General features: G+C 71.2%; 11 protein-coding genes, 1 tRNA gene and 1 pseudogene. 8 read left to right on the top strand and 5 right to left on the bottom strand.

Annotated features, from left to right (window positions below; translation table 11 throughout):
- Positions 1 to 7: 7 nt before the first annotated feature.
- Entirely contained in the window at positions 8 to 727 is a 720-nt protein-coding gene (locus NNW99_RS31035; protein ID WP_215122474.1) for a hypothetical protein, read from the bottom strand.
- Between the two features lie 47 nt (positions 728 to 774).
- Here NNW99_RS31035 and NNW99_RS31030 point away from each other — a divergent pair, with 47 nt between their 5' ends.
- The gene (locus NNW99_RS31030) at positions 775 to 963 is read left to right on the top strand and encodes a DUF5703 family protein (RefSeq protein WP_010045410.1); all 189 of its coding nucleotides are present in this window, start codon (positions 775 to 777) and stop codon (positions 961 to 963) included.
- Between the two features lie 79 nt (positions 964 to 1,042).
- On the opposite strand, the gene NNW99_RS39005 is transcribed toward NNW99_RS31030, so the two are convergent.
- The 3 genes from NNW99_RS39005 to NNW99_RS31010 form a co-directional block, all read right to left on the bottom strand.
- Positions 1,043 to 1,894: a chaplin gene (locus NNW99_RS39005; RefSeq protein WP_215122473.1), complete on the bottom strand. Its 852-nt coding sequence runs from the start codon at positions 1,892 to 1,894 to the stop codon at positions 1,043 to 1,045.
- A gap of 131 nt (positions 1,895 to 2,025) precedes the next feature.
- Positions 2,026 to 2,259 carry a chaplin ChpH gene (gene chpH, locus NNW99_RS31015; RefSeq protein WP_215122472.1) on the bottom strand — a complete coding sequence of 78 codons (234 nt, stop codon included), beginning with the start codon at positions 2,257 to 2,259 and terminating at the stop codon, positions 2,026 to 2,028.
- 149 nt (positions 2,260 to 2,408) lie between these two features.
- The gene (locus NNW99_RS31010; RefSeq protein WP_215122471.1) at positions 2,409 to 3,734 is read right to left on the bottom strand and encodes a M20/M25/M40 family metallo-hydrolase; all 1,326 of its coding nucleotides are present in this window, start codon (positions 3,732 to 3,734) and stop codon (positions 2,409 to 2,411) included.
- Positions 3,735 to 3,930: 196 nt separating this feature from the next.
- On the opposite strand from NNW99_RS31010, the gene NNW99_RS31005 reads away from it, so the two are divergent.
- The 4 genes and pseudogenes from NNW99_RS31005 (at position 3,931) to NNW99_RS30990 (ending at position 9,948) form a co-directional block, all read left to right on the top strand.
- A tRNA-Leu gene (locus tag NNW99_RS31005) sits at positions 3,931 to 4,015 on the top strand.
- A gap of 272 nt (positions 4,016 to 4,287) precedes the next feature.
- A pseudogene (locus tag NNW99_RS31000) lies at positions 4,288 to 8,155 on the top strand (Pls/PosA family non-ribosomal peptide synthetase).
- A gap of 61 nt (positions 8,156 to 8,216) precedes the next feature.
- Positions 8,217 to 9,560, top strand: coding sequence for a M1 family metallopeptidase (locus NNW99_RS30995; RefSeq protein WP_215122470.1), 1,344 nt, complete (start codon positions 8,217 to 8,219; stop codon positions 9,558 to 9,560).
- Positions 9,561 to 9,573: 13 nt separating this feature from the next.
- On the top strand, positions 9,574 to 9,948 hold the full coding sequence (locus NNW99_RS30990; protein ID WP_215122469.1) for a YchJ family protein: 375 nt from the start codon (positions 9,574 to 9,576) through the stop codon (positions 9,946 to 9,948).
- Between the two features lie 4 nt (positions 9,949 to 9,952).
- Here NNW99_RS30990 and NNW99_RS30985 read toward each other — a convergent pair whose 3' ends face one another.
- Complete coding sequence (locus tag NNW99_RS30985) at positions 9,953 to 10,654, bottom strand: FadR/GntR family transcriptional regulator (RefSeq protein WP_215122468.1); 702 nt, start codon at positions 10,652 to 10,654, stop codon at positions 9,953 to 9,955.
- Between the two features lie 137 nt (positions 10,655 to 10,791).
- On the opposite strand from NNW99_RS30985, the gene NNW99_RS30980 reads away from it, so the two are divergent.
- The 3 genes from NNW99_RS30980 to NNW99_RS30970 are packed head-to-tail and all read left to right on the top strand — an operon-like array spanning position 10,792 to position 13,535.
- Positions 10,792 to 11,310: a gluconokinase gene (locus NNW99_RS30980; protein ID WP_215122467.1), complete on the top strand. Its 519-nt coding sequence runs from the start codon at positions 10,792 to 10,794 to the stop codon at positions 11,308 to 11,310.
- Between the two features lie 49 nt (positions 11,311 to 11,359).
- The gene (locus NNW99_RS30975; protein ID WP_215122466.1) at positions 11,360 to 12,757 is read left to right on the top strand and encodes a gluconate:H+ symporter; all 1,398 of its coding nucleotides are present in this window, start codon (positions 11,360 to 11,362) and stop codon (positions 12,755 to 12,757) included.
- A gap of 13 nt (positions 12,758 to 12,770) precedes the next feature.
- Complete coding sequence (locus NNW99_RS30970) at positions 12,771 to 13,535, top strand: SDR family oxidoreductase (protein WP_215122465.1); 765 nt, start codon at positions 12,771 to 12,773, stop codon at positions 13,533 to 13,535.
- The last annotated feature ends 36 nt before the right edge of the window (positions 13,536 to 13,571 follow it).

Raw genomic sequence — 13,571 nt, 5'->3', positions numbered from 1 at the left:
GGTGCGCTCAGCGGCGGTCCGCGTCCAGGCGCTCCAGATCCTCGTCCTCGTCCCCGTCCAGGTCGGTGTCGAGGCCCTCCAGGTCCTCCCCGTCGTCGTCCTCTTCGTCCTCGTCGTCATCGTCCTCGACGTCGTCGAAGACGGCGCTGACGTCGAATCGGCAGACCACCTGCTGCGGATCGACCTGCTCGAAGGGGGCCTCCAGCCACTCCCCGGGGTCGGCCGGTTCGTCCGCCGCCATCACCCAGAGCGTGGAGTCGCCCTCCTCCAGCCCGAACTCCTTGTGCCGGGAGGCGATCTCGTCGGGCTCGAACTCGCCGAACAGCAGCCCGAGCGCGCCATGGGTCGTCCCGGACGCGGCCGGGCCGTCCTCGCCTTCGGCGGCCTCGATCCGCTGTGCCTGCGCCAGGAGGCGCTGCGGCTCCGCCACCGCGTAGTCGCGGCGGATCAGTACGCTCAGCGCGTTCGGTTCCTCGGGGCCCGCGTACGGGGGCAGCGCGTCCTCCGCACCGGGGATCTCGAAGGGGGTGACCTCGTCGTATCGGTCGTAGAGCAGCTCGTCGTACACCTCTGCGGCCGCGGCCAGCTGGTTGAACGCCTCGTAGACGGCCGGGTCGTCCTCTCCCGACCTGCCCTCGACCGCGGCCAGGTGGCGGTCGAGCGCGGTCTTGACCGCCTCGGCGGCGGCGCGTACCTCGGCAGCGGTGGGCTGCGCAGCATCAGACATAGTGCAGACGCTATCCGTACCAGGCCCCAGCCCGCACAATAGATGCGATGCCGGAATACGAATTTGTCGACGTGTACGTACCGCGCGGGGTCTCCCGCAAGGAAACGGCACGTCTGCTGACGGACCACGCCGAGTACGGACACTGGGAGTTGCACCGTCTGAGCCTGCTGCGGGACGGCAGCCGCAAGGTGCGGTTGCGCCGGCGGATCATCCGCCAGGTGCGGGCCACGTGGTGAGCTGGGACGGCGCACCGGGAGAAGGCATACACGGGAGCGGGCCCCGCATCGGCGGGGCCCGCTCCGTTTGCCGTGGGGGTCAGGCCGAGGCACGCGCCTTGCGGTAGAGGACCGCGCCCGCCAGCAGCGCGCCCGCGCCGGCGGGGAGGGTGAGGCCGAGCGGCAGGCCGCTGCCGGTCTCCGCGAGCTGGGCGTCGCCCTCGGGCTGGGTCACGAACTGGCCGCCCGGCTTGTTTCCGGGGTTCTCGGGGTTGCCCGGGGTACCGGGGTTACCAGGTTCACCGGGGTTTCCGGGCTCACCCGGGTTTCCGGGCTCACCGGGGTTGCCAGGCTCCCCGGGTTCACCGGGATTTCCGGGCTCACCCGGCTCGCCAGGCTCCCCCGGGTTACCGGGCTCACCCGGTTCACCGGGGTTCCCGGGCTCACCCGGGTTGCCAGGCTCCCCCGGCTCCCCGGGGGGTGTCTCGTATCCGCCGCCGGGCGGGTTGCTGTGACGCCTGCCGGAGCCGTTCGCGCAGTCGTTGCCCGTGGTGGAGTTGCCGACGCCGATGACGTCGACACTGTTGCCGCAGGCGTTCACCGGCACATGGATCGGCACCTGGACGTGGTTGCCCGAGCCGACGCCGGGCGAGTCACTGGCCCGGCCGCTCGCGTGCGAGCCGCCATGGCCGCCCGAGGACGATCCACCGCCCTTGTTGGCACACGAGTTGCCCACCGACGGGTTGAGGACACCGATGACGTTGACCGTGTTCCCGCAGATGTTGACCGGCGCGTGCACCGGCGCCTGCACCGTGTTCCCGGAGAGCACGCCGGGCGAGCCCGAACTGGAGCCGTGCGCGCCCGAGTCGGCATAGGCGGAGCCGCCCGCGGCGGCGATCACGCCGGTCGCGGCCGCCACGGTCATCAGACCCTTGCGGGTGACCTGTCGCATTGCTGAATACCTACCTTCGACCCTGTCTCGAATTCTTATCGAATTACTCGAAAGAAGCGTTCGGTCCCGGAGCGCATGGCACGCGCTCCGGGACCGATGGCTTTTGAGCTCCCCTCAGAGAGGGGGAAACGTCACTTGTTGACGCAGGTGTTGCCGAAGGCGGGGTTCAGCAGCCCGATCACGGAGACCGTGTTGCCGCAGACGTTCACCGGGACGTGAACGGGCACCTGGACAACGTTGCCGGACAGGACACCCGGGGAGTGCACGGCGGCACCCTGGGCACCCGAGTCGGCGACGGCCAGGCCCGCGCCCGCGAGAACCAGCCCACCGGTGGCAGCCGCAGCAGCGACGACCTTCTTGATCATTATTCCTCCTAGTTGGCAAAGCGACCCATCTTGCGATCGCATTACCTGTAACGAGGAGGGAGTAATGAGGCTACGAGCTTATGGTCGCATTCACTCTTCCCAGTCTGTTCCGTACGGGCGAGCGAATATCTCCGTATCGGAGGGCCGATTCAGGACGCGTCGATGAAACGGTCGAGGACCCGCACACCGAACTTCAGGCCGTCCACCGGCACCCGCTCGTCGACGCCGTGGAACATGCCCGCGAAGTCCAGCTCCGGGGGCAACTTCAGCGGTACGAAGCCGAAGCCCCGGATGCCCAGGTCGTCGAAGGACTTCGCGTCGGTGCCGCCGGAGAGCATGTAGGGGACGGCCTTGGCGGTCGGGTCCTCGGCCAGCAGCGAGGACTGCATGGCCTCGACGAGCGCCCCGTCGAAGGTGGTCTCGACGGCCTTGTCGGCGTGGACGTCCTCGCGCCGCACCTTCGGGCCGAGGATCCGGTCGAGGTCGGCGAGGAACTCCTCCTCGTGCCCGGGCAGGAAGCGTCCGTCGACGTGGGCGGTCGCCTCGCCCGGGATGACGTTGACCTTGTAGCCGGCGCCGAGCTGGGTGGGGTTGGCCGTGTTGCTCAGGGTGGCGCCGATGAGCTTGGCGATGCCGCCGAGCTTGGCGAGGGTCGACTCCATGTCCTCGGGGTCGAGTTCGGTGCCGAACGCGTCGCCGAGTTCGTCGAGGAAGGCGCGGGTGGTCTTGGTGACCCGCACCGGGAACTTGTGCCGCCCCAGCCGGGCGACGGCCTCCGACAGCTCGGTGATCGCGTTGTCCCGGTGGATCATCGACCCGTGCCCGGCCGTGCCGGCCACGGTGAGCTTCATCCAGTGCATGCCCTTCTCGGCCGTCTGGATCAGATACAGCCGCCGCTGCTCGCTCACGGTGAACGAGAATCCGCCCACCTCGCTGATCGCCTCGGTGACCCCCTCGAACAGGTCGGGGTGGTTGCGGACGAGGTGCTTGGCGCCGTACGTGCCGCCCGCCTCCTCGTCCGCGAGGAACGCGAGGACGATGTCGCGCGGGGGCTTGCGCCCGCTGCGCAGCCGGTCGCGGACGACCGCGAGGGTCATCGCGTCCATGTCCTTCATGTCGACGGCCCCGCGGCCCCACACGCAGCCGTCGGCGACCTCGCCGGAGAAGGGGTGGTGGGTCCAGTCGGCCGCGTTGGCCGGTACGACGTCGGTGTGGCCGTGGATGAGGAGTGCGGGCCGGGACGGGTCCTCGCCCTCGATCCGGGCCACCGTGGAGGCGCGGCCCGGGTGCGACTCGAAGATCTGCGGTTCGAGCCCGACCTCCGCGAGCTTCTCGGCGACATACTCGGCCGCCTTGCGCTCGCCCGGACCCGAGTGGTCGCCGTAGTTGCTGGTGTCGATCTGGATCAGCTCGCGGCAGAGGTCCACGACCTCGTCCTCGCCGGTGACGCTCCTGGCCGTGTCCGTCTCGCTCACGTGCTTCCTCCCGCTGTCACTGCTGGTGGGTCCCCCTCATCCTCTCTCTCCGCGGCCCGCTCCCCAAGACCGCTTGCGGCCCGTCACGCGCCGTTCACACCTCGCCGGGGCTCGGGCGGGGGGTGATCGGCCACCCCTGAAAGCCTGGTAATGTTTACGTCGTCGCCGCGGGGAGAACCCACGCGACAGACACCTTGTCCGGGTGGCGGAATGGCAGACGCGCTAGCTTGAGGTGCTAGTGCCCTTTATCGGGCGTGGGGGTTCAAGTCCCCCCTCGGACACAGAGCGAAAGGCCCCTCTCGTCGAGGGGCCTTTCGTCGTATCCCGGGAAGTGTGGGCGACATCTCGCCCTGCCGGGAAAAGCCCAGGTGGGAGGGGGTGGCTTCGCACCTGCGCGGTGTCTCGCGTTTGCCTCCGAGTGGCGGACATGACAGGACGAAGTAACCCGACCACTAGAGTATTGGGCTTGTTCGCGCCGGAACGGAACATCCCCAGGCAGACCTGCGGGCCCGTCGGCGCCCCGGACCGTCCGGGCTGGAGACGCGAGGATCCGATGGCCGCCCTGTTCGAAAGCCCCGACCTCACCGTGCTGGACCAGGAGTGGAGCACAGGCCTCAGCGACCTGGCCCGCTTCTCCGCCGGTCCCGCGGCATCGCCCCGCACCCTGGTCGACGTCTTCGAGGCGTCCGTACGGTCGTATCCCGACGAGCCGGCGCTCGACGACGGCCATCGGCTGCTCACCTATCGCGCGCTGGCGATCGAGGTGGAGCACCTGCGGCGGAAGCTGGCCGCGGCGGAGGTCGGGCTCGGGGACCGCGTCGGGGTGCGGGTCCCGTCGGGCACCAATGATCTGTACGTGGCGATCCTCGCCGTGCTGGCCGCCGGTGCGGCGTATGTGCCCGTGGACGCCGAGGATCCCGACGAGCGGGCCGCGCTGGTCTTCGGCGAGGCCGGGGTGCGGGCGGTCATCGGGGCCGGTCACGAGCTGACCGTCGGCGATGCCGCCGGGCATGCCGCCGCCCGGCCCGGTGTCGGGCACGACGCGTGGATCATCTTCACCTCCGGCTCCACCGGGAAGCCCAAGGGCGTGGCCGTGAGCCACCGCGGCGCCGCCGCCTTCGTGGACGCGGAGGCCGCGCTGTTCCTGGCCGAGGAGCCGATCGGCCCCGGTGACCGGGTCATGGCGGGGCTGTCCGTCGCCTTCGACGCGTCCTGTGAGGAGATGTGGCTGGCGTGGCGGCACGGGGCCTGTCTGGTGCCGGTGCCGCGCGCGCAGGTCAGGAGCGGTGCCGATCTGGGGCCCTGGCTGGTCGAGCAGGAGATCACCGTCGTGTCCACCGTGCCGACGCTGGCCGCGCTGTGGGAGCCGGAGACGCTCAACGACGTACGTCTGCTGATCTTCGGCGGCGAGGCGTGCCCGCCCGAGCTGGCGCAGCGGCTGGTGACCGAGGGGCGCGAGGTGTGGAACACCTATGGGGCCGACCGAGGCGACCGTGGTGGCCTGCGCGTCTTTGATGAGCGGCGAGGAGCCGATCCGGATCGGGCTGCCGCTGGACGGCTGGGAGCTGGCCGTCGTGGACGAGGCCGGTGAGCCGGTGCCGATGGGCGGCAGCGGTCAGCTGGTGATCGGCGGGGTCGGACTCGCCCGGTATCTCGACGCCGAGAAGGACGCGGAGAAGTACGCGCCGCTTCAGTCGCTGGGCTGGGAGCGGGCGTACCGCAGCGGTGACCTGGTGCGGGCCGAGCCGGAGGGGCTGGTCTTCCTCGGGCGGGCCGACGAGCAGATCAAGCTCGGCGGGCGCCGTATCGAGCTCGGTGAGGTGGACGCGGCGCTTCAGGCGCTGCCCGGGGTGGCCGGGGCGGCCGCCGCGGTGCGCACGGCCCGCAGCGGCAATCAGCTTCTCGTGGGCTATGTCGTCGTCCAGGACGGCTGGGACCCCGCGAGCGCCGTCGAGCGGCTGCGTGCCGAGCTGCCCGCCGCCCTGGTGCCGCTGCTCGCGCCGGTGGACGAGCTGCCGACCCGTACGTCGGGCAAGGTCGACCGCAACGCGCTGCCCTGGCCGCTGGAGGGGCTGGAGACGGGCGGCCCGGCCGAGCCGCTGTACGGCACCGAGGCGTGGCTCGCCGAGCAGTGGACGGACGTCCTCGGTATTCCGGTGTCGTCGGCCTCGGACGACTTCTTCGCGATAGGCGGGGGCAGTCTGGCCGCCGCCCAGCTCACGACGAGGCTGCGCACGCGCTACCCGAGCGCCGCCGTCTTCGACATCTACCAGCGGCCGGTTCTGCGGAAGCTGGCCCGGCATCTCGAGGAGTCGGCACAGGACGACAACGCCGAGCGGGTCGTGGCGCCGGTGCCGAGGCGTGCCCAGCTCGTGCAGCTCCTGCTGCTGGTTCCGCTGTTCACGCTGCTCGGGCTGCGCTGGAGCGTGGTGCTCGCCGCGCTCGGGAACGTGCTGCCCGCCTACGCCTGGCTGCCGACCGCGCCCTGGTGGCTCGTCGCGGCCGGTGCCGTGCTGCTCTTCAGCCCGCCCGGGCGCCTGGCGCTCGCCGCGGGCGGGGCGCGGCTGCTGCTGCGGGGGGTGCGGCCGGGCCGGTACCCGCGCGGCGGGAGTGTCCATCTGCGGCTGTGGACGGCCGAGCGGCTGGCCGAGTTCAGCGGGGCGACCTCGCTGACCGGTTCCTGGCTGGAGCGGTACGCGCGGGCGCTGGGCGCCAAGGTCGGGCAGGACGTGGACCTGCACTCGCTGCCGCCGGTCACCGGCATGCTCAAGCTGGGCCGGGGCGCCGCCGTCGAGTCCGAGGTGGATCTGTCCGGGTACTGGCTGGACGGCGACCGGCTGGAGGTCGGGACGGTGAAGGTGGGCGCGCACGCCGTCGTCGGCACGCGCAGTCTGCTGTTCCCGGGCGCGCGGGTGGGCAAGCGGGCCGAGGTGGCGCCGGGTTCTGCGGTCTCCGGGCAGGTTCCCACCGGGCAGCGGTGGGCCGGCGCGCCCGCGGTCAAGCTGGGCCGGGCCAAGCGCAACTGGCCCAAGGAGCGGCCCGGGCGGGGCGCCCTCTGGCGGGTGATGTACGGCGTGACGGGTGTCGGGCTGACCGCGTTGCCGGTGCTCTCGGCTGCCGCCGCGCTGCTGGTGGCGGCGCTGTTCGTCGCTCCGGACACCGGGCTGGGGGCGGCCCTGCGGGGCGCCGCTCTCGCGCTGGTGCCGGCGACGCTCGCGTTCGGGCTGGCGTACGCGCTGCTGATCGTTGTCGCCGTACGGCTGCTGAGCCTCGGGCTGCGGGAGGGCACGCACGCCACGCACAGCCGGGTGGGCTGGCAGGCCTGGACCGTGACGCAGCTGATGGACCGGTCGCGGGACGTGCTGTTCCCGCTGTACGCGGGGCTGGTCACGCCGGTGTGGCTGCGGCTGCTCGGGATGCGGATCGGGCGGCGGGCCGAGGTGTCCACCGTGCTGGCCCTGCCCAGTCTGACCACGGTCGGCGAGGGCGCGTTCCTGGCGGACGACACCCTGACCGCGCCGTACGAGCTCGGCGGCGGCTGGCTGCGGATCGGGCGTGCGGAGATCGGTCGGCGTGCCTTTCTCGGCAACTCGGGGATGACCGGGCCGGGGCGGAGCGTGCCGGACGGTGGCCTGGTGGGGGTGCTGTCGGCGACGCCCAAGAAGGCGAAGAAGGGCAGCTCCTATCTGGGGCTGCCGCCGGTGAAGCTGCCGCGGGCCGCGTCCGACGGCGACCAGAGCCGCACGTACGAGCCGCCCGCGCGGCTGCTGTGGGCGCGCGGGCTGGTGGAGCTGTGCCGGATCGTGCCGGTGTTCTGCTCGGCGGCGCTGGCGGTGGCGACGGGAGCGGCGCTGTGCGTGCTCGGGGTGTGGGCTCCCCTGCTGTCCGGTCTTGTGCTGCTCGGGGCGGGCTGTGCGGCGGGGCTGGTCACGATCGCGGCGAAGTGGCTGCTCGTGGGGCGGCACCGGCGGGCCGAGCACCCCTTGTGGAGCGCGTTCGTGTGGCGCAACGAGCTGGCGGACACCTTCGTCGAGGTGCTGGCCGTGCCGTGGCTGGCCGGCGCCGTGCCGGGGACGCCGCTGCTGTCGGCGTGGCTGCGCGGCCTCGGTGCGCACATCGGCAGGGGCGTGTGGGTCGAGAGCTACTGGCTGCCGGAGACGGATCTGGTGACGCTCGGAGACGCCGCGACCGTGAACCGGGGCTGTGTGCTCCAGACCCACCTCTTCCACGACCGGATCTTGCGGACGGATACTGTGGTACTCCGTGAGGGCGCCACTCTGGGCCCGGGCGGAATCATCCTGCCCGGCAGCGCCGTCGGGGCCCGCGCCACGCTGGGTCCGGCGTCCCTGGTGATGGCCGCGGAGTCCGTGCCCGACGACACGCGCTGGCTGGGCAACCCGATCGAGGCATGGCGTCGCTAGGCACAACCCCCTCGGGGCCGGTGGACGTCGTACGAGCGCAGTGCAGGGAGCAGACGCAACAGTGGCGGTTCAGCAGTCAGTGGGGCAGGACCCGTACTTCCCGGGCAACGGTGACCTCCGGTACCGGGTGCACCGGTACGAGCTCACGCTGGACTACCGCCCCGCGCCGAACCGGCTGTCGGGAACCGCGCGGATCAACGCCATAGCGGGCCGCGGCCAGCTCACCGAGTTCCAGCTCAACCTCGCCGACTTCCGGGTGGGCCGGGTGAAGGTCGACGGCCGTACGCCGCACTACACACACCGGGGCGGCAAGCTGCGCGTGCGCCCCGCGAAGCCGGTGCGCGCCGGTGCGGCCTTCACCGTCGAGGTGCAGTGGTCGGGCAACCCCCGGCCGGTGAACAGTCCCTGGGGCGGACTCGGCTGGGAGGAGCTGGAGGACGGGGCGCTGGTGGCGAGCCAGCCGGTCGGGGCGCCGTCGTGGTACCCGTGCAACGACCGGCCCGCCGACAAGGCCTCGTACCACATCTCGGTCACGACGCCGTCGGCCTACGCGGTGGTGGCCGGTGGTCGCCTGCTCACCCGCACGACGAAGGCCTCGACGACCACCTGGGTGTACGAGCAGGCGGCGCCGACGTCCAGCTATCTGGTGGGGCTGTCGATCGGGAAGTACCAGACCGTGCTGCTGGGTGATCCGGGCCCGGGCGGGGTTCCGCAGCACGGGCACATCCCGGCGCATCTGCTCCCCCGGTTCGCCCGGGACTTCGCGCGGCAGCCCGCGATGATGGAGCTGTTCCAGGAGCTGTTCGGGCCGTACCCGTTCGACGAGTACGCGGTCGTGGTGACCGAGGAGGAGCTCGACGTCCCCGTCGAGGCGCAGGGGTTGTCGCTGTTCGGGTCCAACCATGTGGACGGCGAGCGGGGTTCGGAGCGGCTGATCGCGCACGAGCTGGCGCACCAGTGGTTCGGCAACAGCGTGTCCATCGCCGACTGGCGGCAGATCTGGCTGAACGAGGGGTTCGCGAAGTACGCCGAGTGGCTGTGGTCGGAGCGCTCGGGAGGCCGGAGCACCCAGCAACTGGCCGCCGTCGCGCACCGGTTGCTGTTCTCGCTGCCGCAGGACCTCCGGCTGGCCGATCCGGGGCGCAAGTCGATGTTCGACGACCGCCTCTACCAGCGGGGCGGGCTCGTCCTGCACGCGGTGCGGTGCGCCCTGGGCGACGACGCGTTCTTCCGCATGCTGCGCGGGTGGGCGGGGCAGCACCGGGGCGGGGCGGTGACGACGGCGAACTTCACCGCGCACGTGGGGCGGTTCACGGACGAGCCGCTGGACGCGCTGTTCGACCTGTGGCTGTACGGGACGACGCTGCCGCCGCTGCCCTCGCCCCGGACGGGTGGGGCCGTCTAGGAGAATGTCCGGCATGACGACACGTTCCTGCACCTGTGGCCGCCCAGGGACTTACGACGACTGCTGTGGGCGCTATCACGCGGGAGCAGCCGCGGCTCCGACCGCCGAGGCGTTGATGCGGTCGCGGTACAGCGCCTTCGTGAAGGGGGACGCCGGGTATCTGCTGCGGACCTGGCATCCGCGGACGCGGCCCGGGCGGCTGGACCTCGATCCCGGGATGCGGTGGACCGGGCTGGAGATCCTGGACACGAGTGACGGGTCGGCGTTCCACACGACCGGGACCGTGACGTTCCGGGCCTCGTACCGGGGCGGATCGCTGCACGAGCGGAGCCGGTTCGAGCGGGTGGACGGGGCGTGGGTGTACGTGGACGGGGAGATTCTTCCGTAGGGAACTACGGCGCCAGGATGTCGAGTTCCTGGAGGGCGCCGACCGTGATCTCGCGGGTCAGTTCCTCCGCGCGGACCGCGTCGCCCGCGCGGACCGCCTCGGCGACCTGGACGTGCAGGGTGACGGCGGCCGGGTCGGGGTCCTCGAACATGACGTCGTGGTGGGTGCGGCCGGCCAGGACCTCGGCGACGACGTCGCCGAGGCGGGCGAACATCTCGTTGCCGGAGGCCGCCAGGACGGCGCGGTGGAAGGCCACGTCGTGGACGAGGTACTCCTCCAGCTGGTGACCGCGTGAGTTGGCGACCATGCCGAGGGCGCACTCGGTGAGTTCGGCGCACTGCTCGGCGGTGGCGTGCCGGGCGGCGAGGCCCGCCGCGACGGGTTCGACCGCCGAGCGCAGCACCGTGAGGGACCGCAGCTGCTGTGCGCGGTCGGCGCCGGCCAGGCGCCAGCGGATGACCTCGGGGTCGTAGACGTTCCACTCCGACTTGGGGAGGACCGTGACGCCGACGCGGCGGCGGGACTCGACCAGGTGCATGGACTCCAGGACGCGGACCGCCTCGCGCATCACCGAGCGCGAGACATCGAAACGCTGGGCCAGCTCGTCCGTGCGCAGCACGCTGCCCGGCGGGTAATCGCCCGCCGTGATCTCGGGGCCGAGGGTGTCCAGAACATGGCCGTGCAGCCCTCGACCCGGTGTGCTCATGCACTCAGCGTACGGGGTAGATCACGGAGACAAAAAGTCAGACTTATTTGTCACGGGCTCTTGAATTAGTCGTACCTAATGGGTTTCAGTGGCGTCGACATCACGTGTCGACGAAGACAGCAGACAGTGAGGCAGCGATGAACACCCCCCACGTCGTCGTGGTCATGGGCGTCGCGGGCACCGGCAAGACCACCATCGGTCCCCTGCTCGCGGCCCGGCTCGGCGTTCCGTACGCAGAGGGCGACGACTTCCACCCGCAGGCCAACATCGCCAAGATGTCGGCCGGTACCCCGCTCACCGACGAGGACCGCTGGCCCTGGCTGGACGCCATCGGCGCGTGGGGGCACGGGCGGGCCGGACTCGGCGGGGTGGTCAGCTGCTCGGCACTGAAGCGGTCGTACCGCGACCGGCTGCGGGCCGCCGCACCCGGCGTGGTCTTCGTGCACCTCGCGGGCGACCGCGCGCTGATCGAGGACCGGATGTCGCACCGGCAGGGGCACTTCATGCCCACGGCGCTGCTCGACTCCCAGTTCGCCACGCTCCAGCCGCTGGAGAGCGACGAGGCGGGGGTCCGCGTGGACGTCCTGGGCAGCCCGGAGGAGATCACCGAACGGGCGGCGAGCGCCCTCGAGGATCTCCCCGAGACCGTCCAGTAGCCCCTCACTCCCTTCCTACGACTCCCCTCACCCCCAAGGACACTCCCCCGTGACCAGACTCAGCGTCGAGATGCTGGCAGCGGACGCACCCGAGCCGATCACCTCGGCCGGCCACGCTCAGCTGGGCATCGCCGTTCTGGCGGGCATCGCCGTCATCGTCCTGCTCATCACCAAGTTCAAGCTGCACGCCTTCCTGGCGCTGACCATCGGGTCACTGGCGCTCGGCGCGATCGCCGGGGCGCCGCTGGACAAGGTCCTGCTCAGTTTCAGCGCAGGACTCGGCACCACGGTCGCCGGCGTCGGCGTGCTGATCGCCCTCGGCGCGATCCTCGGCAAGATGCTCGCCGACTCCGGGGGCGCCGACCAGATCGTCGACACCATCCTGGAGAAGGCCGGCGGACGGTCGATGCCCTGGGCGATGGTGCTGATCGCCTCCGTGATCGGGCTGCCGCTCTTCTTCGAGGTCGGCATCGTGCTGCTGATCCCGGTGGTACTGATGGTCGCCAAGCGGGGCAACTACTCGCTGATGCGCATCGGCATCCCGGCGCTCGCGGGCCTGTCCGTGATGCACGGCCTGGTGCCGCCGCACCCCGGTCCGCTGGTCGCGATCGACGCGGTCGGGGCCGACCTCGGCGTGACGCTGGCGCTCGGTGTCCTGGTCGCCGTCCCCACGGTGATCATCGCCGGTCCGGTGTTCTCGAAGTACGCGGCCCGCTGGGTGGACGTGCCCGCCCCGGACAACATGATTCCGCAGCGCGCCTCCGAGGACCTGGAGAAGCGTCCCGGCTTCGGCGCCACGCTGTTCACCGTGCTGCTGCCGGTGATCCTGATGCTCGCCAAGGCGCTGGTCGACATCGTCGTGGACGACCCGGAGAACCCGGTCCAGCGCGTCTTCGACGTCATCGGCGCCCCGATGATCGCGCTGCTCGCCTCGGTGCTGGTCGGCATCTTCACGCTGCTGCGGCCCGCCGGGTTCTCCAAGGAGCGCGTCTCGCCGCTCGTCGAGAAGAGCCTCATGCCGATCGCGGGCATCCTGCTGATCGTCGGCGCGGGCGGCGGCTTCAAGCAGACGCTGATCGACACCGGCGTGGGGCAGATGGTCCTGGAGATCTCCGAGGACTGGTCGATCCCGGCGCTGCTGCTGGCCTGGCTGATCGCGGTGGCGATCCGGCTGGCGACCGGTTCGGCGACGGTGGCGACGGTCTCGGCGGCCGGTCTGGTCGCTCCGCTGGCGGCCGATATGTCGACGACGCACGCGGCCCTTCTCGTCCTGGCCATCGGCGCCGGCTCGCTCTTCTTCAGCCATGTGAACGACGCCGGGTTCTGGATGGTGAAGGAGTACTTCGGGCTGACCGTCGGTCAGAACATCAAGACCTGGTCCGTCATGGAGACGATCATCTCGGTGGTCGCCGGCGGCATCGTCCTGCTGTTGTCCTTGGTGATCTAGGAGAGGTACGGCCATGACTGCTCACCCCCTGTTCGACATCGGCGGCCGTACGGCCCTGGTGACCGGCTCCAGCCGGGGTATCGGGCTCGCCCTCGCCCGTGGTCTGGCGGAAGCCGGCTGCACGGTCGTCCTCAACGGACGCGACAAGGACCGCCTCGCCGAGGCCGCCGCCGGACTGCCCGGCGACAAGGTGCACACGGCCGCGTTCGACGTGACCGACGGATCGTCCGTGGCGGACGGGATCGCCGACGTCGAGGAGCGGGTGGGCCCGCTCGACATCCTCGTCAACAACGCGGGCATGCAACTGCGCGCCCCGCTGCTGGAGTTCACCGACTCCGACTGGCACCGGATCCTGGACACCAACCTGACCAGTGCCTTCCTGACCGGCCGTGAGGCCGCGCGCCGGATGACGGAACGCGGCCACGGCAAGATCATCAACATCTGCTCGCTGCAGAGTGAGGTCGTACGGCCCGGGATCGCGCCGTACGCCGCCACCAAGGGCGCGCTGAAGATGCTCACCAAGGGCATGTGCGCGGACTGGGGCCCGAGCGGAGTGCAGGTCAACGGGCTCGGCCCGGGCTACATCGAGACCGAGCTGACCAAGCCCCTCGTCGACGACGAGGAGTTCAGCGCCTGGGTGCGGCGGCGTACCCCGGCCGGGCGCTGGGGCCGTACCGAGGACCTGGTGGGCGGGGTGCTGTTCCTCGCCTCCCCGGCCGCGGACTTCATCAGTGGGCAGGTGCTGTACGTCGACGGCGGTATGACGAGCGTGCTCTGACATAGCTGTGTCATCGCCGGGGCCATTGCTGTGACG

The organism is Streptomyces sp. CRCS-T-1, assembly GCF_024442335.1.
GTDB lineage: Bacteria > Actinomycetota > Actinomycetes > Streptomycetales > Streptomycetaceae > Streptomyces > Streptomyces koelreuteriae.
This window is presented reverse-complemented; position numbering and strand designations above follow the sequence as displayed.